Here is a 24189-nt window from a genome sequence, read left to right as displayed (position 1 = left end):
CAGCATGATCGAATGCGTTTTCGCCAGAGCGGTCCAAGTCCACACAGCACGGGGGTGCATAAACCATGTTCAGTCGCAGACGGGGGATGGAGTCGGCGGGAAGTGCCAGTCCCCAGACATCCGCGACACTGACGCTTCCTCATACGGCACGGCTGCTCAGCTGCCGGGTTCTCGACACGGTCCACCAGCCGGTGCGGCAGGCCCAGTTCGAGGTGACCGACCCGATCGGCCGACGGATCGTCAGTGGGGAGACGGACCCGTACGGCGGTTTCACGGCGACCATGCCGGAGGGCGAGTACCGGCTGTCCGTCACGGCCGAGGGCTACGCGCCCTTCCACGGGGCGACGCTGGTGGGGGACCCCGCGCAGCCCGGCACGGGGGAGATCATCCTCGACGCGGTGGAGCCGCCGCTGCTGCCGCAGCCCGGCCACTGGGAGCTCGACCCGACGCATTCGTCGATCGGGTTCTCGGCCCGGCACATCGGCCTCGCCCGGATCAACGGCCGGTTCAACACCTTCGCCGGCGCGGTGCGGATAGCCGACCGCATGGAGGACTCCTCCATGCACGTGATCATCGACGCGGCGAGCATCGACACCGGACTGCGGATGCGGGACGACCACCTGCGCTCCGCGGACTTCCTGGACGCTGCCCGCCACCCGACCGTGGAGTTCTACAGCGAGCGGTTCATCCACCGGATCGGCAGCCGGTGGTCCGTGGCGGGCGCGCTGACCCTCCACGGGGTCAGCCGGTCCGTGACCCTGGACACCCAGTACCTGGGCCTGGGAGCGGGGATGGAGGGCGAACCGCGGGCGGCCTGCCGGGCCACGGCCGAGCTGCACCGGGAGGACTTCACGCTGAACTGGCAGTCGATGCTGGCGCACGGGATCGCGGCGATCGGTTCGAGCGTGGAAGTGACGCTGGACATCCAGGTCGTGCACAAGGCCTGACCAGGGGGCGCCGGGGTCCTACGGGGCTTCGAGCCAGCCGTCGTACTCGGCGGCCAGATCGTCCAGGGCGGTGGGGTCGAGCCCTTCGCGGGGGTCCTCGACCACCACCAGCCACTGGGCGTCCTCGGCGTCGTCCTCGCCCGCCAGGGCGTCGCGGACCAACTGCGGTTCCTCCGGCAGGCCGAAGCGGTCGACCAGCTCCCGGGCCACCTCTTCGGCGGAGTCGCGGTCGGGCAGGACCAGTACATGTCGCACGTTCACCCGGTCATTCTCCGGCACGGGGAGGGGACCGCGGAGCGAGGGGCTGTCGGTGCGGCGTGGGATGCTGGATCCGATGGCCACCAGGAAGAATTCCACCGACGATCCGCTTGCCCCCATCACCCTCGCGGTGGGGCAGGAGGACCTGCTGCTCGACCGCGCCGTACGGGAGGTGCTGCTGGCGGCCCGGGCCGCCGACGCCGACACCGACGTGCGCGATCTCGCCTCCGATCAGCTCCAGCCCGGCACGCTGGCCGAGCTGACCAGCCCCTCGCTCTTCTCGGAGCGCAAGGTGCTGGTCGTCCGCAACGCGCAGGACCTGTCGGCGGACACGGTCAAGGAAGTCAAGGCGTACCTCGACGCGCCGTACGAGGAGATCAGCCTCGTCCTGCTGCACGCCGGCGGGGTCAAGGGCAAGGGCCTGCTCGACGCGGCGCGCAAGGCCGGCGCCCGGGAGGTCGCCTGCCCGAAGATGACGAAGCCGGCGGACCGGCTGTCGTTCGTGCGCGGCGAGTTCCGCACGCTGGGTCGATCCGCGACCCCGGAGGCCTGCCAGACGCTGGTCGACGCGATCGGGAGCGATCTGCGGGAGCTGGCGAGCGCGGCGGCGCAGCTGTGCGCGGACGTCGAGGGCACGATCGACGAGGCCGTGGTCGGCCGCTACTACACCGGCCGGGCCGAGGCTTCGAGCTTCACGGTCGCCGACCGGGCGGTCGAGGGCCGGGCGGCCGAGGCGCTGGAGGCCCTGCGCTGGTCCCTGTCCACCGGGGTGGCGCCGGTCCTGATCACCAGCGCGCTGGCCCAGGCGGTGCGGGCGATCGGAAAGCTCGCCTCGGCCCCGCGCGGGGCCCGTCCCGGTGATCTCGCACGCGATCTCGGCATGCCGCCGTGGAAGATCGACCGGGTCCGGCAGCAGATGCGGGGATGGTCGGCGGACGGAGTCGCGGACGCCCTGCTCGCGGTGGCGGCGGCCGACGCGGGCGTCAAGGGCGGGGGCGACGACCCGGAGTACGCGCTGGAGAAGGCCGTGGTGGCGGTTGCGCGCGCCGCCCGCCGCCCGCGCGGCTAGGCCGTTCCTTTCGGATCTTGCCGGTCAGGTCCGGGGTCAATGGGCCATAGCGTGGGAGGAAGAGGCGTCCGGGCGGCCGTGGGGGAGGAGCAGGGGAGCGGCCAGGGCGAGGGCCAGGGCCGGGAGGGCGAGCGTGGTGAAGCTGCCCTGGGCGAGGGCGGCGATGCCGATGGCCGCGCCCAGTTCGTGCGAGGTGCCGACCAGCCCGGAGGCCAGGCCGGTGTGGTCCGGGGCCACTTCGGAGAAGGCCGAGGTCGTGGCGCAGACGAACGCCGCGCCGAGTCCGAGGGCCAGCAGGGCGAAGCCGGGGACCAGACCCGTCCAGAGGCCGCCGAGGGAGGTCACGGCCGCGCCCGCCGCGGCCAGGGCGAAGGAAGCCGCGCCGACCGGACGCCAGCCGAAGCGGGGGACCAGCCGGGAGCCGAGGTGTGCGCCCGCCGTGACGGCCACCGCCGCGGGGAGGAAGGCCAGGCCGGTGACCAGGGGGCTCCGCCCGAGGGAGCCCTGGATGTGCAGGGAGCTCAGGTAGAACCCCGTCACGAGGAGGCCCGCCGCGCCCAGCATCACCGTGCCGCCGCCCAGCAGGTTCCGGCGGCCCGGCATGGCGTGGGGCATGACCGGGTTGCGCGAACGGCGCTCGGTCACCGCGAGGAGCACCCCCGCGGCCAGGGCCCCGGCCGACCAGGACCAGGAGCGTTCGGCCAGCCCGTAGACGAGCGCGGCCGAGGCCAGGGTCAGGAGGAGGACTCCCGGCACGTTCACCTGGACCCGGGCGCCGGTCACCGGACCGCCGGAGGTGCGCAGCGATCGGCCTAGTGCCAGCGGGACGCCGAGGAGGGCGAGCGTCCCGACGGGCAGGTTGACGTAGAAGATCCAACGCCAGCCGGGCCCGGCGGCGAGGATTCCGCCGAGCAGCACCCCGATGGCCGCGCCCGCGCCGCCGATCGCCGCCCAGACGCCGAGGGCGCGGTGCCGGGCCGGGCCCTGGAACAGCGCCGTGACCAGGGCCATGGCCGCCGGGGAGAGCAGCGCCGCGCCGACGCCCTGCGTGGAGCGCGCCGCGATGAGGGTGGCCGCGTCCGTCGCGAGTCCGGAGGCCGCCGAGGCGGCCGTGAAGAGGGTGAGCCCGGCCAGGAACACCCGCAGCGCCCCGAACCGGTCCGCCAGCCGCCCGCCGGCCATCAGCAGGGCGCCGAAGAAGAGGGTGTACGCCGTGACGACCCAGCCGGGTCCGGATCCGGAGAGGGCGAGGTCGCCGCTGATGGCGGGCAGTGCGACGTTCACGACGGTGACGTCGGCGATCAGCATGAACTGGGCCAGGCCGAGCAGGGTGAGCAGCCGCCACCGGTGCGGATGAGGACGCTCGGCGTGGTGCGGGGCGTCGAGCGACGCGTGGTGCGGGGCGTTCGGAGGCATGACGAAGCCGCTCCTAAAGTTAACGGAGGTGTTAAGGATCTGAGATCCGAGTATGCGGCTTCGCCGAGGAAATATGAACACCGGTGTTAAGTTTGACCTCATGGTCCCCGACGCACCCCGCCCCCGCCGCGCCGACGCCGAGCGCAACACCGCCGCGATCGTCGACGCCGGCCTGGACTGTTTCCTCGCCGACCCGCAGGCGAGCATGGCCGCCATCGCCCGCGCCGCCGGGGTCAGCCGTGTCACGCTCTACTCGCACTTCCCGACCCGCGAGGCACTTCTCGACGCCGCCCTCGACCGGGCGGTCACCGAGTCCGCGGCCGCCCTTGAGGCGCTCGACGGCGAAACCGGCACCGTCGAAGAAGGGCTCGCGTGGCTCATCCACAGCTCGTGGCGGCTGCTGGACCGGCACTCCGCCGTCTTCGCCGCGGTTTCCGCGGCCCTCCCGCCCGAGCGGCTGCGCGAACGCCACGACCGGGTCCTCGCCCCCGTACGGCGCCTGATCGGTCGCGGCCGGGAGAGTGGCGAGGTGCGCTCCGACCTGTCCGCCGACTGGCTGGTCACGGTCGTCTACAGCCTCGTCCACGCGGCCGCCGCCGAGGTCCAGGCCGGCCGGATGTCCGCCGAGGAGGCACCGGAGGCGCTCACGGCCACCGTCCTCGCCGCGGTCGCCGTCGCCGGGTAGCGCGACCCCGGCGGCTAGCCCCAGCGGCCGGCAGCCCCGAACAACGCGAAGGCCCCGGCCGCCACCCTGGGGAAGGGTGGTGGCCGGGGCCTTCGGTATTGCTTGGGTTGCGCCGCACCCGCGTGGCGAACGCTTCGTGTGCGGCGCGGGGTGCCGGTCGGGAGCGGGAGAGAGGGCCCGCTGGATCCCTACCCGGCGATCACATCAGGAGCTCAGCCCTGGAGGGAGGCAGCCTTGATCGCCAGCGCCGACTTCTTGTTGGCGGCGGCGTTCTTGTGGATGACACCCTTCGAGACAGCCTTGTCGAGTGCACGCGCGGCGGCGCGAGAAGCCACGGTGGCCTTCTCGACGTCACCGGCGGCGACGGCCTCGCGGGCCTTGCGGATCGCGGTCTTGAGCGAGGACTTGACGGCCTTGTTGCGCAGGCGCGCCTTCTCGTTCGTCTTGTTCCGCTTGATCTGGGACTTGATGTTCGCCACGAAAGAGCCTTTGCAGGTTCAGAGATTTGATCTTCGGATTTGTGTCCCGGAAGCTTAGAGGGCATACGAGACACAGCTGCTCAGGCTACCAGGCGCGCTCCGACCGGCCCAAACCGAGCGCACTGCCCAGTCCATGGGACCATGGAAGCCTGCGTACAGATCCGACTTCGCGCAGACCGACGCTCACCACTTCGTTCCGACTGAGACCCGAGAATCAGGACACTGCGTGCCCGCGATCCCCAGCCACGTGCCCGAGCCGAGCCGTACCGACCCGGCGCTGATCCGCAATTTCTGCATCATCGCGCACATCGACCACGGCAAGTCGACCCTCGCCGACCGGATGCTCCAGCTCACCGGCGTGGTGGACTCGCGGCAGATGCGCGCCCAGTACCTCGACCGCATGGACATCGAGCGTGAGCGCGGAATCACGATCAAGTCCCAGGCGGTGCGACTGCCGTGGGCGCCCACCGTGGGCGAGGGCCAGGGCAGCACCCACATCCTCAACATGATCGACACCCCCGGGCACGTCGACTTCACGTACGAGGTCTCGCGCTCGCTCGCCGCCTGCGAGGGCACGGTCCTGCTGGTGGACGCCGCCCAGGGCATCGAGGCGCAGACCCTCGCCAACCTGTACCTGGCGATGGAGAAGGACCTGGCGATCGTCCCGGTCCTGAACAAGATCGACCTGCCGGCCGCCCAGCCGGAGAAGTTCGCCGAGGAGCTCGCGAACCTGGTCGGCTGCCAGCCCGAGGACGTCCTGCGCGTCTCGGCGAAGACCGGTGTCGGCGTGGACGCGCTGCTCGACAAGATCGTCGCCACGGTCCCGGCCCCGGTCGGCCCGAAGGACTCCCCGGCCCGCGCGATGATCTTCGACTCGGTCTACGACTCGTACCGCGGCGTCGTCACCTACGTCCGTGTGGTCGACGGCCAGCTCAACAAGCGCGAGCGCATCCGGATGATGTCCACCGGCGCCACGCACGAGCTGCTGGAGATCGGTGTCTCCTCCCCGGAGATGACCCCCTCCGACGGCCTCGGCGTCGGAGAAGTGGGCTACATCATCACCGGCGTGAAGGACGTCCGTCAGTCCAAGGTCGGTGACACCATCACCAGCCTGAACAACGGCGCGACCGAGGCCCTCGGCGGCTACAAGGACCCGCGCCCGATGGTCTTCTCGGGCCTGTACCCGCTCGACGGCTCGGACTATCCCGACCTGCGCGAGGCCCTGGACAAGCTCCAGCTCAACGACGCCGCGCTGGTCTACGAGCCGGAGACCTCGGCGGCGCTGGGCTTCGGCTTCCGCGTCGGCTTCCTCGGCCTGCTCCACCTGGACGTGGTCCGCGAGCGCCTGGAGCGCGAGTTCGGCCTCGACCTGATCGCCACCGCGCCCAACGTGGTCTACCGCGTCGTCCTGGAGGACGGCAAGGAGGTCACCGTCACCAACCCGAGCGAGTTCCCCGAAGGCAAGATCAAGGACGTCTTCGAGCCGGTCGTACGGGCCACCCTGCTCGCGCCCTCCGAGTTCATCGGCGCGATCATGGAGCTCTGCCAGCAGCGCCGCGGCACGCTCCTCGGGATGGACTACCTCTCCGAGGACCGGGTCGAGATCCGCTACACCCTCCCCCTCGCGGAGATCGTCTTCGACTTCTTCGACCAGCTGAAGTCCAAGACCCGCGGTTACGCCTCCCTCGACTACGAGCCCACCGGCGAGCAGGCCTCCGGCCTGGTCAAGGTCGACATCCTGCTGCACGGCGACAAGGTCGACGCCTTCTCCGCCGTGACGCACAAGGACGCCGCGTACGCCTACGGTGTGCGCCTGGTCGCCAAGCTGCGCGAGCTCATCCCGCGGCAGGCCTTCGAGATCCCGATCCAGGCGGCCATCGGCTCGCGCGTCATCGCCCGCGAGACCATCCGCGCGATCCGCAAGGACGTCCTCGCCAAGTGCTACGGCGGTGACATCTCCCGTAAGCGGAAGCTGCTGGAGAAGCAGAAGGAAGGCAAGAAGCGCATGAAGATGGTCGGCTCCGTGGAGGTCCCGCAGGAGGCCTTCATCGCCGTCCTCTCCAGCGACGAGTCCGGCGGCAAGAAGAAGTAGCCGCCGTAGACCAGACAGGCCCCCGTGCTCCGGCGCGGGGGCCTGTTTCGTTATGAATCGGCGCCCCAAGGGCTCTTACGCGCCAGGCGGAGGGCCCCTAGTCTGATCACTGCTCGTTGGTTACTCGCCAGTTTTTTTGGCCGGGCACCGCCAAGCCCTGACTCAGCCACCCACCCTGACCCACCACTCAGTCAGTCCGCCCCTGTGATGAACAGGCCCTGCCGCGTGGTCCGGAGGATGTCCGTGAGCGACACACAGACCTTGATCGAGAACCGTCCGCCCACCGTGGCGACCCTCTTCCTGGAGCGTGTCGCCGCCACGCCGAACGCCGAGGCCTACCGCTATCCGGTCCCCGCCGCCGACGGGAAGGGCGGTCCGGACGACTGGAAGTCCCTCAGTTGGGGGCAGGCCGCCGAACGGGTCTTCGCCATCGCGGCCGGAATCATCGAGCTCGGGATCCAGCCGGAGCAGCGCGTCGCGCTGGCCTCCAACACCCGGGTGGAGTGGATCCTCGCCGACCTCGGCGTGATGTGCGCCGGCGGCGCCGTCACCACGATCTACCCGAGCACGAACGCCGAGGAGTCGGCCTTCATCCTCGCCGACTCGGAGAGCCGGATCCTGATCGCCGAGGACGGCAAGCAGCTGGCCAAGGCCCGTGAGCGCCGGGCCGACCTGCCCGAGCTCGCCCACGTGGTGGTCCTGGAGGCAGCCGACGCGGTGTCCGCCGAGGGCGACCCGGAGGGCTGGGTGCTCTCCCTCGCCGACCTGGAGGCGCGCGGCAAGGAGTACCTCGCCAAGCACCCCGAGGTGGTCAAGGAGCGGATCGCGGCCATCACCGCCGAGCAGCTCGCCACCCTCATCTACACCTCGGGCACCACCGGCCGCCCCAAGGGCGTGCGGCTGCCGCACGACAACTGGTCCTACATGGCCAAGGCCACCGTCGCCACCGGCCTGATCACCAAGGACGACGTCCAGTACCTCTGGCTGCCCCTCGCGCACGTCTTCGGCAAGGTGCTCACCTCGGGCCAGATCGAGGTGGGGCACGTCACCGCCGTCGACGGTCGCATCGACAAGATCATCGAAAACCTGCCGATCGTCCAGCCGACGTACATGGCGGCCGTTCCGCGCATCTTCGAGAAGGTCTACAACGGGGTCGCCGCCAAGGCCAGGGCCGGCGGCGGGGCCAAGTACAAGATCTTCAAGTGGTCCGTGGGCGTGGCCCGCGAGTACGCCAAGGTCACCCAGGACAACTTCCGCCGCACCGGCAGCGCGAGCGCCCCCTTCGGCCTCGCCACCAAGCACAAGATCGCCGACGCGCTCGTCTACTCCAAGCTCCGCGAGGCCTTCGGCGGCAACCTGCGCGCCGCCGTCTCCGGCGCCTCCGCCCTCGCCCCCGAGATCGGGTACTTCTTCTCCGGCGCGGGCATCCACATCCTGGAGGGCTACGGACTCACCGAGTCCAGCGCCGCCTCCTTCGTCAACCCCGGCGAGGCCTACCGCACCGGCACCGTCGGCAAGCCGCTCCCCGGCACCGAGGTCCGCATCGCCGACGACGGCGAGGTCCTCCTGCGCGGCCCCGGCATCATGCAGGGCTACCACCGGCAGCCCGAGAAGACCTCCGAGGTCCTGGAGGCCGACGGCTGGCTGCACACGGGAGACATCGGGGAGCTGTCCCCGGACGGCTACCTGCGCATCACCGACCGCAAGAAGGACCTGATCAAGACCTCGGGCGGCAAGTACGTCGCCCCGGCGGAGATCGAAGGCCAGTTCAAGGCGATCTGCCCCTACGTCTCCAGCATCGTCGTGCACGGCGCCGACCGGAACTTCTGCTCCGCCCTCATCGCCCTCGACGAGCCCTCCATCCTGGTCTGGGCCGCCGAGAACGGCCTGGAGGGCAAGACGTACGCGCAGGTCCTGGCGGCGGCCGAGACCACCCGGCTCATCGAGACCTACGTCCAGACCCTCAACGAGGGCCTCCAGCGCTGGCAGACGGTCAAGAAGTTCCGGCTCCTCCCGCGCGACCTCGACGTCGAACACGGCGACCTCACCCCCAGCCTCAAGCTGAAGCGGCCGGTCGTCGAGCGTGAGTTCAAGCACCTGATCGAGGAGATGTACGAGGGCTCGCGCGAGGCGTAGCACCACCGGCGGGGCGGAGGACCGCCCCGCCGGTGGTGGGGCGCGCTGTGCGCGGGACCGGCCCGGCGACGGTTGCGGGATGATGGGTGCATGCCTTCCGCACTGCCCGACGGTGAACCCATGCCCGAAGACGGCTCGCTGCCGCCGCACGCCCTGGCGGGCGCCGGGGACCGGCCGCTCGGGTTCTACCTGCACGTCCCGTACTGCGCCACGCGCTGCGGGTACTGCGACTTCAACACCTACACGGCCACCGAGCTGCGGGGCACCGGAGGCGTGCTCGCCTCCCGGGAGAACTACGCCGACACCCTGATCGACGAGGTCAGGCTGGCGCGGAAGGTGCTCGGGGACGACCCCCGCCCGGTGCGGACCGTCTTCGTGGGCGGCGGCACGCCCACGCTGCTGCCAGCCGGGGACCTCGTACGGATGCTCGCGGCGATCCGGGAGGAGTTCGGACTGGCCGAGGACGCCGAGGTCACCACCGAGGCCAATCCGGAGTCGGTGAACCCGGAGTACCTGGCGGAGCTGCGGGCCGGCGGTTTCAACCGGATCTCCTTCGGCATGCAGAGCGCGAAGCAGCACGTCCTGAAGGTGCTGGACCGCACCCACACGCCCGGCCGGCCCGAGGCCTGCGTCGCGGAGGCCCGCGCGGCGGGCTTCGAGCACGTGAACCTGGACCTGATCTACGGGACCCCGGGGGAGTCCGACGAGGACTGGCGGGAGTCCCTGGCCGCCGCGATCGGGGCGGGCCCGGACCACGTGTCGGCGTACGCGCTGATCGTGGAGGAAGGGACCCAGCTGGCGCGGCGGATCCGCCGGGGCGAGGTCCCGATGACCGACGACGACGTGCACGCGGACCGGTACCTGATCCTCGACTCGGTCATGGCCGAGGCCGGGTACTCCTGGTACGAGGTGTCGAACTGGGCCACCACGCAGGCCGGGCGCTGCCTGCACAACGAGCTGTACTGGCGCGGAGCCGACTGGTGGGGCGCCGGACCCGGAGCCCACTCGCACGTGGGCGGGGTGCGCTGGTGGAACGTGAAGCACCCGGGCGCCTACGCCGCCGCCCTGGCCGAGGGACGCTCCCCGGGCGCGGGGCGGGAGCTGCTGTCCGACGAGGACCGGCGGGTGGAGCGGATCCTGCTGGAGCTGCGGCTGGTGGACGGCTGTCCGCTGTCGCTGCTGGCGCCGGCGGGGCTTACGGCTTCCCGCCGGGCCCTGGCGGACGGACTGCTGGAACCCGCGCCCTACGAGGCCGGGCGGGCCGTGCTGACCCTGCGCGGGCGGTTGCTGGCCGACGCGGTGGTCCGGGACCTGGTCGACTGAGCGCGTGGGGTGGGGCTGGCCCTGCGGGGCTTGTCCCCTACCCACCCTTCCACCGTTCCCCGGGCTCCGCCCGGACCCGGTCCTCAAACGCCGGACGGGCTGAAAGGCCTAAGCCGTGACGTGGTCGATCAGGTGTTCCACCGCGCCGAGCAGGGTGGGCTCCAGGTCCTTGTACGAGGTCACGCGCGACAGGATGTGCTGCCAGGCGGCGCCGGTGTTCTCCGGCCAGCCCAGGGCCCGGCAGACGCCCGTCTTCCAGTCCTCCCCGCGCGGGATCACCGGCCAGGCCGGGATGGAGAGCGCGGACGGTTTCACCGCCTGCCACACGTCCACGTAGGGGTGGCCCACGATCAGGACGTGCGGGGAGGTGACGGCGGCCGCGATGCGGGACTCCTTGGAACCCGGGACCAGGTGGTCCACCAGGACGCCCAGCCGGGCGTCGGCGGCCGGGGCGAACTCCGCCACCACCGCCGGGAGGTCGTCGATGCCCTCCAGGTACTCCACGACCACGCCCTCGATCCGCAGGTCGTCGCCCCAGACCCGTTCCACCAGCTCGGCGTCGTGGCGGCCCTCGACGTAGATCCGGCCCGCCCGGGCCACCCGGGCCCGCGCGCCGGGGACGGCGATGGAGCCCGAGGCCGTACGGGCCGGGGCGGCCGGGCCCCGGGCCGGGCGGGTCAGGGTAACCACCGCGCCGTCCAGGAGGAATCCGCGGGGCTCCAGCGGGAACACCCGGCGCTTGCCGAAGCGGTCCTCCAGGGCCACCGTGCCCGCCTCGCAGGCCACCACAGCGCCGCAGAAGTCGCTGCCGGCCACCTCGACCACGAGGCCGGGGTCGGCAGGCACCTCCGGAACGGGCTTGGCACGCTTCCACTGCGGGGTCAGGTCGGGGGAGTACTCACGCATCCGGTCGAGGGTAGGAGAGCGGGCGGCCTCAGGCGTTCGACACGCCGAAGCGGGCCGCCAGTGTGTCGCGTTGCGCACGGACGAAAGCCGCGTCCACCACCGCTCCGTGACCCGGCACGTACAGCGCGTCCTCCCCGCCCAGCGCGAGCAGCCGGTCGATCGCGGCCGGCCACTGGCGGGGCACGGCGTCCGGACCCGCCTGGGGTTCGCCCGATTCCTCGACCAGGTCGCCGCAGAAGACCACCTCGCGGGTTCCGGGGACGAAGGCGGCCAGATCGTGCCGGGTGTGCCCGGGGCCCACGTTCGCCAGCAGCACCTGCACCCCGCCCAGGTCGAGCGTCCACTCGCCCGACACCAGGTGCCGGGGCACCACCAGCAGTTCCACCGCCTCGGCGGCCTCGGCCGCCGCCAGGCCGTGGCGGACCGCGTCGGCCCGCAGGTCGTCGTGGCTGACGGACAGCAGGCCGTCCAGCCCGACGGGACCGTAGACCTCGGCCCCGGCGAACACCGATCCGCCCAGTACGTGGTCGAAATGTCCGTGTGTGAATGCGATATGGGTCACGCGCCGGCCCGCCAGCCGCTCCGCTTCGGCCCGCACCCGCGAGCCCTCCCGCACGGAAGATCCCGGGTCGATCAGAAGGGCGGAATCGTCGCCAACCACCAGTCCCACCGTGCAGTCCCACACCGGCAGCCGCAGCCGGCCGGCCCGTTCGGTGAGCCGTTCCCAGCCCGCCTCTTCCCAACGCACGTCCATGCCGCGACGCTACCTTGGCGGGCCGCCCTTGCTAGGGGTGCACCACCCCGCCGTACACTGACCGGGGGATCTCTGGCACTCGAATGCGCAGAGTGCCAGCAAATCGACAGCAAACCGGCAGTGGGCCGGCAGTAGCCCGGCAACGGACCGGCGGCGATCCGAGCCGCGGACGAAGAAGACGACGGAGGTGTGCGCGATGCTCAGCGAACGCAGACTCGAAGTGCTGCGCGCCATCGTCCAGGACTACGTCGGGACGGAGGAGCCGGTCGGCTCCAAGGCGCTCACGGAGCGGCACCGGCTCGGCGTCTCGCCCGCGACCGTGCGCAACGACATGGCCGTGCTGGAGGAAGAGGGCTACATCGCCCAGCCCCACACCAGCGCCGGCCGGATCCCCACCGACAAGGGCTACCGCCTCTTCGTCGACAGGCTGGCGGGGGTCAAACCGCTGTCGACGCCCGAACGCCGGGCCATCCAGAACTTCCTCGACGGGGCCGTGGACCTCGACGACGTCGTCGGCCGGACCGTGCGGCTGCTCGCGCAGCTGACCCGGCAGGTCGCCGTCGTCCAGTACCCGAGCCTGACCCGGTCGACCGTCCGGCACGTGGAGCTGCTCTCGCTCGCTCCCGCGCGCCTGATGCTCGTACTGATCACGGACACGGGCCGGGTCGAGCAGCGGCTGGTGGACTGCCAGACCCCCTTCTCGGACACCTCGCTGGCCGATCTGCGGGCCCGCCTCAACAGCCGGGTGGTCGGCCGCCGGTTCACCGACGTGCCGCCGCTGGTGCAGGACCTTCCGGAGTCCTTCGACTCCGAGGACAGGGCGACGGTCAAGGCCGTCCTCGACACCCTCCTCGAAACGCTGGTGGAGGAGGCGGAGGAGCGGCTGATGATCGGCGGCACCGCCAACCTCACCCGTTTCGGACATGATTTTCCCCTGACGATCAGGCCGGTGCTCGAAGCGCTGGAGGAGCAGGTCGTGCTCCTCAAGCTGCTGGGCGAGGCCAACGAGTCGGGAATGGCCGTAAAGATCGGGCATGAGAATGCCTACGAGGGACTGAACTCCACGTCCGTCGTCTCGGTCGGCTACGGTTCGGGCGGCGAAGCAGTCGCCAAACTCGGCGTGGTCGGACCGACCCGCATGGACTACCCCGGAACGATGGGAGCGGTACGCGCAGTGGCACGTTACGTCGGACAGATCCTGGCGGAGTCGTAAGTGGCCACGGACTACTACGCCGTTCTCGGCGTGCGCCGCGACGCATCGCAGGACGAGATCAAGAAGGCCTTCCGCCGCCTCGCGCGTGAACTCCACCCGGATGTGAATCCGGACCCGAAGACGCAGGAGCGCTTCAAGGAGATCAACGCCGCGTACGAGGTGCTCTCGGACCCGCAGAAGAAGCAGGTCTTCGACCTCGGCGGCGACCCGCTGTCCTCCTCGGGCGGTGGCGGCGGCGCGGGCGGATTCGGTGCGGGTGGCTTCGGCAACTTCTCCGACATCATGGACGCCTTCTTCGGCCAGTCCCAGCAGCGCGGACCGCGCTCGCGGACCCGCCGCGGCCAGGACGCCATGATCCGCCTCGACCTGGAGCTGGACGAGGCCGCCTTCGGCACGACCAAGGACATCCAGGTCGACACGGCCGTCGTCTGCACCACCTGCTCCGGTGAAGGCGCCGCCCCCGGCACCTCGGCGCAGACGTGTGACATGTGCCGCGGCCGCGGTGAGGTCTCGCAGGTCACCCGGTCCTTCCTGGGCCAGGTCATGACCTCGCGCCCCTGCCCGCAGTGCCAGGGCTTCGGCACCGTGGTCCCGACTCCTTGCCCCGAGTGCGCGGGCGACGGCCGGGTCCGCTCCCGCCGCAGCCTCACGGTCAAGATCCCGGCGGGCGTCGAGAACGGCACCCGGATCCAGCTCGCGGGCGAGGGCGAGGTCGGCCCCGGCGGCGGCCCCGCCGGCGACCTGTACGTGGAGATCCACGAGCTGCCGCACCCGACCTTCCAGCGGCGCGGGGACGACCTGCACTGCACGGTCACCATCCCGATGACCGCGGCGGCCCTGGGCACCAAGTGCCCGCTGGAGACGCTGGACGGCCTGGAGGAGATCGACATTCGGCCCGGTACCCAGTCCGGGCAGGCGATCCCGCTGCACGGCCGGGGCGTCACGCACCTGCGCGGCAACGGGCGCGGCGACCTCATCGTCCACGTCGAGGTCACCACCCCCGCCAAGCTGGACGCGGCGCAGGAGGACCTGCTGCGCCAGCTGGCGAAGCTGCGCGGCGAGGAGCGGCCGCTCGGCCAGTTCGCGCCGGGTCAGCAGGGGCTGTTCAGCCGACTGAAGGACGCCTTCAACGGGCGCTGAGCCCCGCGCGGGAACCCGTACGGCAGGTACGGCGGGAACCCGTGAGAGAACCACTGCGAGCCCGGTCCGGGGATGCCCCGGACCGGGCTCGTCGCATGCCGCCGAGCATGCCGCCGACGCGTTTTCGACAACCCGGTGAAGCGGACTATGCCAGGCGAATGCCGTGATTCGGTCCCCTGAGCGGGACATGGCACGATGCAGTCCATGTCCTCCGCACCGAACGGTCTGTTCGCGTACCCGATCGTGCAGGCGCCCATGGCGGGCGGCGCGTCCTGTCCGCCGCTCGCCGCCGCGGTGTGCGAGGCGGGCGGGCTGGGGTTCCTGGCCGGCGGTTACAAGACGGCCGACGGCATGTTCCAGGAGATCAAGCGGCTGCGAGCGCTGACCCGGCGCCCCTTCGGCGTCAACCTCTTCATGCCGCAGACCGGTTACGTGGACCCGGCCGCCGTGGAGGTGTACCGCGGCCAGCTCGCCGGCGAGGCCAGCTGGTACGAGATCTCGCTCGCCGAAGAGGACATCATCGGCACGTGTGACGACGGCTACGACGCGAAACTCGCCATTCTCCTCGAAGACCCCGTCCCGGTGGTCTCCTTCACCTTCGGCCTGCCTTCCCCCGCGGCCTTCACCTGCCTGCGCAAGGTCGGTACGTACACGATCGCGACCGTCACCTCCGTCGAGGAGGCCCGGGCCGCGCAGGCGGCCGGCGCCGACGCCGTCTGCGTCCAGGGCATGGAGGCGGGCGGCCACCAGGGCACCCACCGCGACGACCCGCAGGCCGACGGCACGGCCGGGCTCGGACTCCTCGCGCTCGTGGCGCAGGTACGGGAGACCGTGGCCCTCCCGATCATCGCGGCGGGCGGCCTGATGCGCGGCTCGCAGATCGCCGCGCTGCTGGCGGCGGGAGCGGAGGCGGCGCAGCTCGGCACGGCCTTCCTGGTCTGTCCCGAGTCCGGCGCGGACCCCCTGCACAAGACGGCGCTGACCGACCCGCTGTTCGTCCGGACCGAGATGACCCGGGCCTTCTCGGGGCGCCCGGCCCGCGGGCTGGTCAACCGGTTCATGCGCGAGCACGGGCCCTACGCCCCGGCCGCCTACCCGCAGATCCACCACCTGACCTCGCCGCTGCGCAAGGCGGCCGCCGCGGCCGGGGACCCGCAGGGCATGGCCCTGTGGGCGGGCCAGGGGCACCGGCTGGCGCGGGCGCTGCCGGCCGGGGAACTGGTGGAAGTGCTCGCGGCGGAACTCGCCGCGGCCCAGAACGTGTTGAAGGCAATGCAGATGAGGAGTGCGTCATGACCGCCCCCGTGTTCGTGGTCGAAAAGGTCCCCGCGGGGCCGGAGTTCGTGCTGGACGGCCCCGAGGGCCGGCACGCAGTGTCCGTGAAGCGGCTGACCCCGGGCGAGGCCGTCGTCCTGGCCGACGGCCGGGGCGGCTGGGCCGAGGCCGTGGTGAAGGCGGCCGAGGGCAAGGACCGCCTGGTCGTCTCGGTGAGCGGGGTCTTCGAGGAGGCGGAGCCGGCCGTGCGGATCACCGTCGTCCAGGCCCTGCCCAAGGGCGACCGGGGCGAGGTCGCCGTCGAGACCATGACGGAGACCGGCGTCGACGCGATCGTGCCCTGGCAGGCCTCGCGCTGCATCACCCAGTGGCGCGGGGACCGGGGCGCCAAGTCCCTCGCGAAGTGGCGGGCCACCGCCCGCGAGGCGGGCAAGCAGTCCCGCCGGGTCCGCTTCCCCGAGGTCGCCGAGGCGCTGTCCACCAAGCAGGTCGCGGCGCTGCTCGCCGAGGCCGACCTCGCGGTGGTCCTGCACGAGGACCGGGACGCACCTTCCGGCGCCCTGGCCACCGCGGAACTGCCCGCCGCGGGCTCCATCGTCCTGGTGGTCGGCCCCGAGGGCGGGGTCTCCCCGGACGAGCTCGCCGCCTTCGCGGCGGCCGGGGCGCTCCCGTACCGGCTGGGCCCCTCGGTGCTGCGCACCTCCACGGCCGGCACCGCGGCGGCGGCGGTGCTGCTGGCCAGGACGGGCCGCTGGTCCTGACGGGCCGCCGGTCTCGACGGCTGCCGGTTCCCAGGGGGACCGGCTGTCGCGGACCGGAGTTGTCCACAGGCGCGGCCGCCGGTCCCCGCCGGTGGATACGATGCCGGAACGGATCAACGAACGTCACGGAAGGCTCAGCAATGGCCGGGGAACCGCAGGCCGACTGCCTGTTCTGCAAGATCGTCGCGGGGAACATCCCGGCGACCATCGTCCGGGAGACCGAGACGACCGTCGCCTTCCGGGACATCAACCCGCAGGCGCCCACGCACGTGCTCGTCATCCCCAGGGTGCACTACCCCGACGCGGCCTCCCTCGCCGCCGCCGAGCCCGGGGTCGTCGCCGACATACTGACCGAGGCCGGACGGATCGCCGCCGACGAGAAGATCGACGACCACGGCTACCGGGTCGTCTTCAACACCGGCGCAGGCGCGGGTCAGACCGTCTTCCACGCCCACCTGCACGTCCTGGGCGGCCGCGGCCTCCAGTGGCCCCCCGGATAAGCCGTGTCCGTACGGGAATTCGTGGTGCTGGGCACCGCCAGTCAGGTGCCCACGCGCCACCGCAACCACAACGGGTACCTGCTGCGCTGGGACGGCGAGGGCATCCTCTTCGATCCCGGCGAGGGCACCCAGCGCCAGATGCTGCGCGCCGGGGTGGCCGCGCACGACATCAACCGGATCTGCGTCACCCACTTCCACGGCGACCACAGCCTCGGCCTCGCCGGGGTGATCCAGCGCATCAACCTCGACCGGGTCCCGCACCCCGTCACCGCCCACTACCCGGCCTCCGGGCAGAAGTTCTTCGACCGGCTGCGGTACGCCACGGCCTACCGCGAGACCGTCCAGCTGGCCGAGGAACCGGTGGCCGAGGACGGGATCCTGGCGCGCGGGGAGGCGTACACCCTGGACGCGGTGCGACTCTCGCATCCGGTGGAGTCCTTCGGCTACCGGATCACCGAGCCCGACGGGCGCCGGATACGGCCCGAACTGCTCGCGCACCACGGGATCAAGGGGCCGGACGTGGGCCGGATCCAGCGCGAGGGGCGCCTCGGTGAGGTCACCCTCGAAGAGGTCAGCGAGGCGCGCCCCGGGCAGCGGTTCGCCTTCGTGATGGACACCAGGCTCTGCGAGGGCGTCGAGACGCTCGCGGAGGGCTGCGACATGCTGGTCATCGAGTCGACCTTCCTCGACGAGGACGTCCAGCTGGCCACCGACCACGGGCACCTCACCGCCGGACAGGCCGCCCGGGTGGCGCGGGACGCGGGCGTGCGGCACCTGGTGCTGACGCACTTCTCGCAGCGCTACGGCGACCCCTCGGAGTTCGAACGCCAGGCCCGCGCGGCCGGGTTCGAGGGCGAGCTGACGATCGCCGCCGACCTCGTACGGGTTCCCGTGCCGAAGCGGGCCTGAGCCCGGCTCCGGAGCGGCCCCGGTCCGGCCTAGGCCGTCTCTTTCGGATCTTGTCGGCCTAGACCCCGGTCCGGACCCGGCGGCGGGTCTGCTCGCGGGTCCGGCGGGCGGCCGCCGGGGAGAGCGGCAGTACCCGGAGCGGGGGCAGGCGCAGGCGGCGTACGGCGAGCTCGGGGATCTCGGCGAGCTCCGCGATCTCCAGCTCCGGCGCTCCCACCCGCGGCACGTCCCCCGTCGGGGCGCCCGCACCGGCGGCGAGCACCGCCGCGGGGGCCCCGCCGCGCCGCCGCACCGATCCGGGGACCAGGGGGCGTCCCCCGACGTGCAGGGCGACGGCGGCCATCGGCCCGGCCACGGCCAGCAGCAGGACCCCGAGGGTCAGGCCCATGCCCGGGAAGCCGAGGCCTTCGGCGAGCAGGCTTCCGGCGACGGGTCCGCAGGCCACGCCGAGGGAGGACGCGGAGCCGACCAGGACGGCCCAGCGCCCGCGCGGGTCCAGCGCCGCCGCGAGGCCGATGGCGTAGGAGAGGACGACCGGGTAGAAGGTGTTCCACAGCACCTCCCCGGCGGCGAAGGTGCCGAGGGCGTGTGCGTGCGAGGCCAGCACCACGCAGCAGGCGATGACGGAGGTGCCCACGCCGACCGGGACGGCCCGGCCGAGCCGCGCGCCGAGCGCGGAGGCGGCGGTGACCCCGAGCAGCCCGGCGCCGAGCGCGGCCGCGAAGACGATGCCGAGGGTGACCTCGGACAGGCCCGCCTGCTGCGCGCCGATGCGGCCGCTGACGCCCCACAGGGCGTTCTGCGCGAGGGACCACAGCATCAGGGCCCCGGCCAGCACCGCCCCGGCGCGCGGGTACGGCAGCCGCCCGCGGACCCGTACGGCCCGGCCCCGCGCGGCCGGAGCGCCGAGGCGGCCGGTGGCCGGCCAGCACGCCAGGGCGATCAGGGCGATCGCGGCGAAGGGCGGCCAGTGGCCCCCGCCGAGCCGGGGCAGGGTCAGGTACAGCGCCCCTGCGGTCGCTGAGACCGACAGCAGCCCGAGCGAGGAGGTGCGGTGCGGGTCGCGCTGCCCGGCGATCCCGGCGGCGGCCACGGCGGTGGCCGTGCCGGAGCCGAACCCGCCGACGACGGCGCCCGCGATGACGAGCGGGAGCACCGTGGTGGCGGCCGCCGTGCCGTAGCCGAGGACGGCGAGGACAAGCCCGAGCCGGGCGAGCGGGCGCGGCCCGTGGCGCGGGATGCGCGAGGCGAGGACGAATCCGGCGGCGGCGGAGCCGAGGAGCAGGATCGAGCCGGTCAGCCCGGCCTGCGCGGGACTCAGCGGGAGGTGCGCGGCGAGTCGGCCGACGACGGTCGGCAGCAGGTACGGGGCCGCGTAACCGGCGGTGAAGAGCGCGACGAGCGGCCAGGCGGCGGGCGGCGCGGGGGTGTGGTCCGACACGGGTGTTCCAGGTGCGCGCAGGCGGAGCAAGGTATTCCGCATGAGAGGCGGGGCCTCTGTCTATCAAGAGCCCGGAGCCCCGGGACAGGGCGTTCGGGTGGTGATCTGCGTCACACTGTATTCCGGCGGCGCAGGCCCATCGCGGAGACGAACCGCCAATAATTCGATCAAGACCGATTCCAGCGAAACGCGCGCCGAACGGGGAGTACATCGTGAGCAGTCGGGCCAGCCGGGACAGCCGCACCGCCGCCGTGGACCCGCTGGGTCCGCTGCGAGACCCCCAAGAGCCGGGCTGCGACGTCTTCCTGACCGGAACGGTCTTCCTCGACATCATCTTCACCGGCCTCGACTCGGCCCCGGTGCGCGGCACGGAGTCCTGGGCGCGCGGCATGGGCTCCAGCCCCGGCGGCGTCGCCAACATGGCCGCCGCCCTGGCCCGGCTCGGGCTGCGGACCTCGCTCGCCGCCGCCTTCGGGGACGACCACTACGGCGAGTACTGCTGGGACGCGCTGGAACAGGGTGAGGGCATCGACCTGTCGATGTCGCGGACCGTGCCCGGCTGGCACAGCCCCGTCACGGTCTCCATGGCCTACGAGGGCGAGCGCACGATGGTCTCCCACGGCCACGAGGCCCCGCCCCCGGCGGGCCCCGGGCCCTTCCCGCGGTGCCCGCCGCGCGCCCGCGCCGCCGTGGCCTCGCTCGGTCCGGGGGGCGGCGAGGCGTGGGTGTCCGAGGCGGCCCGGAGCGGGGCGCGGATCTTCGCCGACGTGGGCTGGGACGAGAGCGGCCAGTGGGACCTGGGGGCACTGGCCGACCTGGAGCACTGCGAGGCCTTCCTGCCCAACGCGTGCGAGGCGATGCGGTACACGCGCACCGACTCCCCGCGCGCGGCGGCCCGCGCGCTGGCCGAGAAGGTCCCGATCGCGGTGGTGACGATGGGCTCCGAGGGCTCGTACGCGGTGGACGGGCGGACCGGGGAGACGGCCGAGGTCCCCGCGATCATGGTGGACGCCCTGGACCCGACCGGCGCGGGCGACGTCTACGTGGCGGGGTTCCTCACCGGCACCCTGGCCGGCTGGCCGCTGGCGGACCGCCTGGCCTTCGCGGGCCTGACGGCGGCCCTGTCGGTGCAGGAGTTCGGCGGATCGCTGTCGGCCCCCGGCTGGCCGGAGGTGGCCGCCTGGTGGCGGACCGCCCCGGAGGCCGTGCGCGGGCGGTACGGATTCCTGGACGATCTGGTTCCGCCGGGCGCCACCCCCGCCCGCAGGCGCCGGGCGGTCCCCACGATCGGCTTCCGGCATTCGGCCTAGCGCAGTGGCCCGGTAAAACCCCTCGGGGATGCGGCGGGGGCGACGTAGGCTTGGAGATCCGGAGGCCGTCGACCGGCGAGGCCCCTCAGTGGGAGGTATGTGCAGGCCACAGTGCCGGCCCATGACTCAGACACCGACAGCCCAGACCCCCGCGCCGGGGCAGGCGCGCGCCCACTTCACCGTCCCGGCCACCCACCCGATGGTGTCCGTGCTCGGCTCGGGCGACGCCCTGTTGCGCGTGATCGAGAAGGCCTTCCCGAAGGCCGACATCCATGTTCGGGGCAATCAGGTCAGCGCGGTCGGCGCGGCGGCGGAAGTCGTGCTGATCCAGCGCCTGTTCGACGAGATGATGCTGGTGCTCCGCACCGGGCAGCCGATGACGGAGGACGCAGTGGAACGCTCGATCGCCATGCTCAAGTCGAGCGGCAACGGCGAGGGCCCGGACGAGTCGCCCGCCGAGGTGCTCACCCAGAACATCCTCTCCAGCCGCGGCCGCACCATCCGCCCCAAGACCCTGAACCAGAAGCGGTACGTCGACGCGATCGACAAGAACACGATCGTGTTCGGCATCGGCCCCGCCGGTACCGGCAAGACCTACCTCGCCATGGCCAAGGCGGTCCAGGCGCTCCAGTCCAAGCAGGTCAGCCGGATCATCCTGACCCGCCCGGCGGTCGAGGCGGGCGAACGCCTGGGATTCCTCCCCGGCACCCTCTTCGACAAGATCGACCCGTACCTGCGCCCGCTCTACGACGCCCTGCACGACATGATCGACCCGGACTCGATCCCCCGACTGATGGCGGCGGGCACCATCGAGGTGGCGCCGCTGGCCTACATGCGCGGCCGCACCCTCAACGAGGCCTTCGTCGTGCTCGACGAGGCGCAGAACACCACCCCCGAGCAGATGAAGATGTTCCTGACCCGGCTCGGGTTCGACTCGAAGATCGTCGTCACCGGTGACGTGACCCAGATCGACCTGCCGGGTGGTGCCAAGAGCGGTCTGCGCCAGGTCCAGGAGATCCTCGAAGGCGTCCGGGACATCCACTTCTCGCGGCTCACGTCCGAGGATGTCGTCCGGCACAAGCTGGTCGGCCGTATCGTCGACGCGTACGAGAAGTACGACGACAGCCAGGACGCGAAGCAGTCCCGGAACGGCTACCAGCGGAAGTAGAACTCAGCGCACCATGTCGATCGACGTCAACAACGAGTCCGGAACCGAGGTCGACGAGCAGGCGATCCTCGACATCGCCCGCTACGCGCTCACCCGGATGCGGATCCACCCGCTCTCGGAGCTCTCCGTCATCGTCGTCGACGAGGAGGCGATGGAGCAGCTCCACATCCAGTGGATGGACCTGCCCGGACCCACCGACGTCATGTCCTTCCCGATGGACGAGCTGCGTCCGCCGTCGAAGGACGAGGAGGAGCCCCCGCAGGGGCTCCTCGGTGACATCGTGCTCTGCCCCGAGGTCGCCAAGAAGCAGGGCGAGGAAGCGCCGACGCAGCACTCCATGGACGAGGAGCTCCAGCTCCTGACCGTCCACGGGGTGCTGCACCTGCTCGGCTACGACCACGAGGAGCCGGACGAGAAGGCCGAGATGTTCGGCCTCCAGGCGGCCATCGTCGACGGCTGGCGCGAAGAGCGCGGCGTCACCGGCCCGTCCCCGGCCCCGACCGTCTCGTGACCGGCGACGCACAGCTGATCACCGGGGCCGTACTCCTGGTCGTGGTGGCCTGGTTCGCGGCGTGCGCCGAGTCCGGGATCGCCCGGATCTCCACCTTCCGCGCCGAACAGGCCGTACGGGAGGGCCGGCGCGGAAGCGCGAAGCTGCTCCAGGTCGCCGCCGACCCCACCCGCTACGTCAACGTCGCCCTGCTGGTCCGGATCACCTGCGAGATGGCGGCGGGCGTGTTCGTCACGTACGTCTGCCTCGACGAGTTCGGCGAGAACTGGACCGCGCTGCTCGTCTCCATCGCCGTGATGGTGCTGGTGTCCTTCGTCGCGGTGGGCGTGTCCCCCCGTACGATCGGCCGCCAGCACCCCCTGAACACCGCGACGGCGGCCGCGTACGTCCTCGTACCGCTCGCCCGCGTCATGGGGCCGATCCCGCAGCTGCTGATCCTCATCGGCAACGCCCTCACGCCCGGGAAGGGCTTCCGCAAGGGCCCCTTCGCCTCAGAAGCCGAGCTGCGCGCGATGGTGGACCTGGCGGAGAAGGAATCGCTCATCGAGGACGACGAGCGCCGGATGGTGCACCAGGTCTTCGAGCTCGGCGACACCCTCGTGCGCGAGGTCATGGTGCCGCGCACCGACCTCGTCTGCATCGAGCGGTACAAGACGATCCGTCAGGCGACCACGCTCGCGCTGCGGTCCGGATTCTCGCGCATCCCCGTGACCGGGGAGAACGAGGACGACATCGTCGGCATCGTGTACCTGAAGGACCTCGTTCGCAAGACGCACGTCAGCCGGGAGTCGGAGACCGATCTGGTCTCCACGGCGATACGGCCCGCGGTCTTCGTGCCGGACACCAAGAACGCGGGCGACCTGCTGCGCGAGATGCAGTCGGTGCGCAACCACGTGGCGGTGGTCATCGACGAGTACGGCGGCACCGCCGGCATCGTGACCATCGAGGACATCCTGGAGGAGATCGTCGGCGAGATCACCGACGAGTACGACCGGGAGATCGCGCCCGTGGAGGAGCTGGGCGGGGACCGCTACCGGGTCACCGCGCGCCTGGACATCACCGACCTCGGGGAACTGTTCAAGGTCGACTCCTTCGACGACGAGGACGTGGAGACGGTCGGCGGGCTGCTCGCCAAGGCCCTGGGCCGGGTGCCGATCGCGGGCGCCTCGGCGGTGGTGGACCTGCCGGACGGGCGGCCGCTGCGGCTGACCGCGGAATCCCCGGCCGGGCGCCGGAACAAGATCGTGACGGTGCTCGTGGAGCCGGTGGCCCCCGCGGCTCCGGCCGAGGAGGTGGCGGAATGACCCCGGCCGAACTGCGCGAGTTCTGCCTCGGCTTCAACGCCGTGGTGGAGGAGTTCCCCTTCAACCCGGAGACCTCGGTCTTCAAGGTCCTGGGCAAGGTGTTCGCGCTGAGCGCGCTGGACGCCGACCCGCTGAAGGTCAACCTGAAGTGCGAACCGGAGCTGGCGGTGCGGCTGCGGGCCGAGCACGAAGCGATCGTGCCCGGCTGGCACATGAACAAGCGGCACTGGAACACGGTCACGGTGGGCGGGCCCGGCGGGCTCCCCGACGGGATGGTCCGGGAGCTGGTCGAGGACTCGTACGACCTGGTGGTCGCGGGTCTGCCGAAGGCGGAGCGGCTGCGGCTCGACCGGCCGTGACGCGGCGGGCCCGGCCCGCCCTGCCCGCCCTGCCCGCCCTGCCCGTTCCGTCCCGGCCCGTGTCGTGGAATCGGGGTCGGGTCCAAGGTCACTGATCACAGGACCTTCGGGGGGCCGGAACCACTTACGCGGCGCTTAGCTTTATCCCTGCGCCACCAAGATCCGGGGGGACACCGGGGGTGGAGGGGAGAGCGGGCCGGCCGGGGGGGCGTGCGGCCCCCCCCCCGCCCGCC

The 24189-nt window shown here is 72.0% G+C and carries 23 protein-coding genes; 17 read left to right on the top strand and 6 right to left on the bottom strand.

Annotated features, from left to right (window positions below; translation table 11 throughout):
- Positions 1-65: 65 nt before the first annotated feature.
- Entirely contained in the window at positions 66-947 is an 882-nt protein-coding gene (locus tag ACFXDJ_RS23060; RefSeq protein ID WP_384652570.1) for a YceI family protein, read from the top strand.
- Positions 948-965: 18 nt separating this feature from the next.
- Here ACFXDJ_RS23060 and ACFXDJ_RS23055 read toward each other — a convergent pair whose 3' ends face one another.
- Positions 966-1208, bottom strand: a complete 243-nt coding sequence (locus ACFXDJ_RS23055; protein ID WP_384652572.1) for a hypothetical protein — start codon at positions 1206-1208, stop codon at positions 966-968.
- Between the two features lie 73 nt (positions 1209-1281).
- Here ACFXDJ_RS23055 and holA point away from each other — a divergent pair, with 73 nt between their 5' ends.
- Positions 1282-2274: a DNA polymerase III subunit delta gene (gene holA / locus ACFXDJ_RS23050; RefSeq protein ID WP_384850149.1), complete on the top strand. Its 993-nt coding sequence runs from the start codon at positions 1282-1284 to the stop codon at positions 2272-2274.
- Positions 2275-2310: 36 nt separating this feature from the next.
- Here holA and ACFXDJ_RS23045 read toward each other — a convergent pair whose 3' ends face one another.
- Complete coding sequence (locus ACFXDJ_RS23045) at positions 2311-3690, bottom strand: MFS transporter (RefSeq protein ID WP_384850146.1); 1380 nt, start codon at positions 3688-3690, stop codon at positions 2311-2313.
- Positions 3691-3790: 100 nt separating this feature from the next.
- On the opposite strand from ACFXDJ_RS23045, the gene ACFXDJ_RS23040 reads away from it, so the two are divergent.
- Positions 3791-4375, top strand: a complete 585-nt coding sequence (locus ACFXDJ_RS23040; protein ID WP_384652578.1) for a TetR/AcrR family transcriptional regulator — start codon at positions 3791-3793, stop codon at positions 4373-4375.
- 212 nt (positions 4376-4587) lie between these two features.
- Here the strand turns inward: ACFXDJ_RS23040 and rpsT are convergent, their stop codons facing one another.
- The gene (gene rpsT / locus ACFXDJ_RS23035; protein WP_330296357.1) at positions 4588-4854 is read right to left on the bottom strand and encodes a 30S ribosomal protein S20; all 267 of its coding nucleotides are present in this window, start codon (positions 4852-4854) and stop codon (positions 4588-4590) included.
- Positions 4855-5080: 226 nt separating this feature from the next.
- On the opposite strand from rpsT, the gene lepA reads away from it, so the two are divergent.
- The 3 genes from lepA (at position 5081) to hemW (ending at position 10405) form a co-directional block, all read left to right on the top strand.
- Entirely contained in the window at positions 5081-6946 is a 1866-nt protein-coding gene (gene lepA, locus ACFXDJ_RS23030) for a translation elongation factor 4 (protein WP_384652579.1), read from the top strand.
- Between the two features lie 243 nt (positions 6947-7189).
- On the top strand, positions 7190-9082 hold the full coding sequence (locus ACFXDJ_RS23025) for an AMP-dependent synthetase/ligase (protein WP_384652581.1): 1893 nt from the start codon (positions 7190-7192) through the stop codon (positions 9080-9082).
- 90 nt (positions 9083-9172) lie between these two features.
- Entirely contained in the window at positions 9173-10405 is a 1233-nt protein-coding gene (hemW, locus tag ACFXDJ_RS23020) for a radical SAM family heme chaperone HemW (protein ID WP_384652584.1), read from the top strand.
- A gap of 108 nt (positions 10406-10513) precedes the next feature.
- On the opposite strand, the gene ACFXDJ_RS23015 is transcribed toward hemW, so the two are convergent.
- Positions 10514-11311 carry a DUF3097 domain-containing protein gene (locus tag ACFXDJ_RS23015; RefSeq protein WP_384652586.1) on the bottom strand — a complete coding sequence of 266 codons (798 nt, stop codon included), beginning with the start codon at positions 11309-11311 and terminating at the stop codon, positions 10514-10516.
- 28 nt (positions 11312-11339) lie between these two features.
- The gene (locus ACFXDJ_RS23010; protein ID WP_384652588.1) at positions 11340-12065 is read right to left on the bottom strand and encodes an MBL fold metallo-hydrolase; all 726 of its coding nucleotides are present in this window, start codon (positions 12063-12065) and stop codon (positions 11340-11342) included.
- A gap of 196 nt (positions 12066-12261) precedes the next feature.
- Here ACFXDJ_RS23010 and hrcA point away from each other — a divergent pair, with 196 nt between their 5' ends.
- The 6 genes from hrcA (at position 12262) to ACFXDJ_RS22980 (ending at position 17863) form a co-directional block, all read left to right on the top strand.
- Positions 12262-13278 (top strand): heat-inducible transcriptional repressor HrcA, encoded by a 1017-nt coding sequence (hrcA, locus tag ACFXDJ_RS23005; RefSeq protein ID WP_384652590.1) that lies wholly within the window; start codon positions 12262-12264, stop codon positions 13276-13278.
- Positions 13279-14418 carry a molecular chaperone DnaJ gene (dnaJ, locus tag ACFXDJ_RS23000; protein ID WP_384652592.1) on the top strand — a complete coding sequence of 380 codons (1140 nt, stop codon included), beginning with the start codon at positions 13279-13281 and terminating at the stop codon, positions 14416-14418. It begins immediately after the preceding gene.
- A 204-nt stretch (positions 14419-14622) separates the two neighbouring features.
- Positions 14623-15714, top strand: coding sequence for a nitronate monooxygenase (locus ACFXDJ_RS22995; RefSeq protein ID WP_384652594.1), 1092 nt, complete (start codon positions 14623-14625; stop codon positions 15712-15714).
- The gene (locus tag ACFXDJ_RS22990) at positions 15711-16454 is read left to right on the top strand and encodes a 16S rRNA (uracil(1498)-N(3))-methyltransferase (protein ID WP_384652597.1); all 744 of its coding nucleotides are present in this window, start codon (positions 15711-15713) and stop codon (positions 16452-16454) included. Before ACFXDJ_RS22995 ends, ACFXDJ_RS22990 begins: the two co-directional genes overlap by 4 nt.
- Before the next feature lie 140 nt (positions 16455-16594).
- Positions 16595-16954, top strand: coding sequence for a histidine triad nucleotide-binding protein (locus ACFXDJ_RS22985; RefSeq protein ID WP_384652599.1), 360 nt, complete (start codon positions 16595-16597; stop codon positions 16952-16954).
- 3 nt (positions 16955-16957) lie between these two features.
- Positions 16958-17863, top strand: coding sequence for a ribonuclease Z (locus ACFXDJ_RS22980; protein ID WP_384850143.1), 906 nt, complete (start codon positions 16958-16960; stop codon positions 17861-17863).
- A gap of 58 nt (positions 17864-17921) precedes the next feature.
- On the opposite strand, the gene ACFXDJ_RS22975 is transcribed toward ACFXDJ_RS22980, so the two are convergent.
- Positions 17922-19304: an MFS transporter gene (locus tag ACFXDJ_RS22975; protein WP_384652601.1), complete on the bottom strand. Its 1383-nt coding sequence runs from the start codon at positions 19302-19304 to the stop codon at positions 17922-17924.
- A gap of 209 nt (positions 19305-19513) precedes the next feature.
- Between ACFXDJ_RS22975 and ACFXDJ_RS22970 the strand changes: the two genes are divergently transcribed.
- From ACFXDJ_RS22970 to ACFXDJ_RS22950, 5 genes are all read left to right on the top strand, one after another.
- Positions 19514-20614, top strand: a complete 1101-nt coding sequence (locus ACFXDJ_RS22970; protein ID WP_384850169.1) for a carbohydrate kinase family protein — start codon at positions 19514-19516, stop codon at positions 20612-20614.
- A gap of 121 nt (positions 20615-20735) precedes the next feature.
- Positions 20736-21782 (top strand): PhoH family protein, encoded by a 1047-nt coding sequence (locus ACFXDJ_RS22965; protein WP_384652603.1) that lies wholly within the window; start codon positions 20736-20738, stop codon positions 21780-21782.
- A gap of 13 nt (positions 21783-21795) precedes the next feature.
- The gene (gene ybeY, locus ACFXDJ_RS22960; RefSeq protein WP_384652605.1) at positions 21796-22293 is read left to right on the top strand and encodes an rRNA maturation RNase YbeY; all 498 of its coding nucleotides are present in this window, start codon (positions 21796-21798) and stop codon (positions 22291-22293) included.
- Positions 22290-23597, top strand: a complete 1308-nt coding sequence (locus tag ACFXDJ_RS22955) for a hemolysin family protein (RefSeq protein ID WP_384652607.1) — start codon at positions 22290-22292, stop codon at positions 23595-23597. Before ybeY ends, ACFXDJ_RS22955 begins: the two co-directional genes overlap by 4 nt.
- On the top strand, positions 23594-23956 hold the full coding sequence (locus tag ACFXDJ_RS22950) for an MmcQ/YjbR family DNA-binding protein (protein WP_384652609.1): 363 nt from the start codon (positions 23594-23596) through the stop codon (positions 23954-23956). The genes ACFXDJ_RS22955 and ACFXDJ_RS22950 overlap by 4 nt, the downstream gene beginning before the upstream one ends.
- Positions 23957-24189 lie beyond the last annotated feature (233 nt).

Origin of the sequence: Streptomyces sp. NPDC059443 (genome assembly GCF_042750105.1) — a bacterium.
In the GTDB taxonomy this organism is placed as follows: domain Bacteria; phylum Actinomycetota; class Actinomycetes; order Streptomycetales; family Streptomycetaceae; genus Streptomyces.
Note: the sequence above shows the minus strand (reverse complement) of the source record. Positions and strands in the feature narration are given on the sequence as shown.

Bases quoted from the DNA above. Each gene is read 5' to 3' on its own strand.
- ACFXDJ_RS23060 (WP_384652570.1), top strand. From the start codon at position 66: ATGTTCAGTCGCAGACGGGGGATGGAGTCGGCGGGAAGTGCCAGTCCC.
- holA (WP_384850149.1), top strand. From the start codon at position 1,282: ATGGCCACCAGGAAGAATTCCACCGACGATCCGCTTGCCCCCATCACC.
- ACFXDJ_RS23045 (WP_384850146.1), bottom strand. From the start codon at position 3,690: ATGCCTCCGAACGCCCCGCACCACGCGTCGCTCGACGCCCCGCACCAC.
- ACFXDJ_RS23040 (WP_384652578.1), top strand. From the start codon at position 3,791: ATGGTCCCCGACGCACCCCGCCCCCGCCGCGCCGACGCCGAGCGCAAC.
- hemW (WP_384652584.1), top strand. From the start codon at position 9,173: ATGCCTTCCGCACTGCCCGACGGTGAACCCATGCCCGAAGACGGCTCG.
- ACFXDJ_RS23015 (WP_384652586.1), bottom strand. From the start codon at position 11,311: ATGCGTGAGTACTCCCCCGACCTGACCCCGCAGTGGAAGCGTGCCAAG.
- ACFXDJ_RS23010 (WP_384652588.1), bottom strand. From the start codon at position 12,065: ATGGACGTGCGTTGGGAAGAGGCGGGCTGGGAACGGCTCACCGAACGG.
- hrcA (WP_384652590.1), top strand. From the start codon at position 12,262: ATGCTCAGCGAACGCAGACTCGAAGTGCTGCGCGCCATCGTCCAGGAC.
- ACFXDJ_RS22995 (WP_384652594.1), top strand. From the start codon at position 14,623: ATGTCCTCCGCACCGAACGGTCTGTTCGCGTACCCGATCGTGCAGGCG.
- ACFXDJ_RS22990 (WP_384652597.1), top strand. From the start codon at position 15,711: ATGACCGCCCCCGTGTTCGTGGTCGAAAAGGTCCCCGCGGGGCCGGAG.
- ACFXDJ_RS22985 (WP_384652599.1), top strand. From the start codon at position 16,595: ATGGCCGGGGAACCGCAGGCCGACTGCCTGTTCTGCAAGATCGTCGCG.
- ACFXDJ_RS22965 (WP_384652603.1), top strand. From the start codon at position 20,736: ATGACTCAGACACCGACAGCCCAGACCCCCGCGCCGGGGCAGGCGCGC.
- ybeY (WP_384652605.1), top strand. From the start codon at position 21,796: ATGTCGATCGACGTCAACAACGAGTCCGGAACCGAGGTCGACGAGCAG.
- ACFXDJ_RS22950 (WP_384652609.1), top strand. From the start codon at position 23,594: ATGACCCCGGCCGAACTGCGCGAGTTCTGCCTCGGCTTCAACGCCGTG.